General features: G+C 36.3%; 1 protein-coding gene. It reads right to left on the bottom strand.

Features of this window, described 5'->3' with window-relative positions; translation table 11 throughout:
• Nucleotides 1–118: 118 nt before the first annotated feature.
• A partial coding sequence (locus FKN93_RS18005) for a hypothetical protein (RefSeq protein WP_249374236.1) occupies nucleotides 119–702 on the bottom strand: 584 nt, incomplete at its 5' end.

Genomic DNA, 702 nt, shown 5'->3' with positions numbered 1-702 from the left:
TAACGCCGCGTTAAGGGGTGAGCAACGCAACTACCAACTCACCGCATTGCACTAAAAACTAATAAAATCAACGCATAACGAAAATACTACGCGTTGCGAATCCCTCTTGAACGCCTTGTTAGCCGTTGTTACCCGTGTGCATATTTTCTAATTTCACATGATGGGAATACGCCGACAATAACCCATCAAAGAGTTCATCGATACCAATGTCATCAAGGTCTAAAGATGGTTTTGAACGGTTATTCGTTATTTTCCTAATTTGCAGATAGTGAATAAATCCGCACGCTTTAGATACCGTTTTTAATTCCTGATTGAGCAAATCAAGAATCTCATTCAAGCCTTTCGAGTGAACTTCCGTGATTTGACTTTTAAGAAAACCACCAAGACTTTTATTAGACGTAAATATTTCAGACTGTTGTAGTTGCTCTAAATATACTCTTTGTAGAGAAACCAATTTTGTAGCCATATCTTTACCTCTAAGCTGAAAAGCCAGAATCGGGTTTTCTTTAGATAGAGAAATTATTGTCTGCTCATACTCAATAATGAAGCTTTCAGATAGTTTTGGAGTTATTTGTTCAATGACATTCGAAAAATACCCCAACATTAAATCCTGGTTTTGTTGTGGTATAGCTATACCTTCAATTTTTTTCTTATCTAAGTATTTCTCGCATTTTTCAAGATACTTTTCGTATAGCTCCGTAG

The sequence above is a fragment of the Vibrio sp. A8-1 genome, assembly GCF_013048685.1.
GTDB lineage: Bacteria > Pseudomonadota > Gammaproteobacteria > Enterobacterales > Vibrionaceae > Vibrio > Vibrio metschnikovii.
This window is presented reverse-complemented; position numbering and strand designations above follow the sequence as displayed.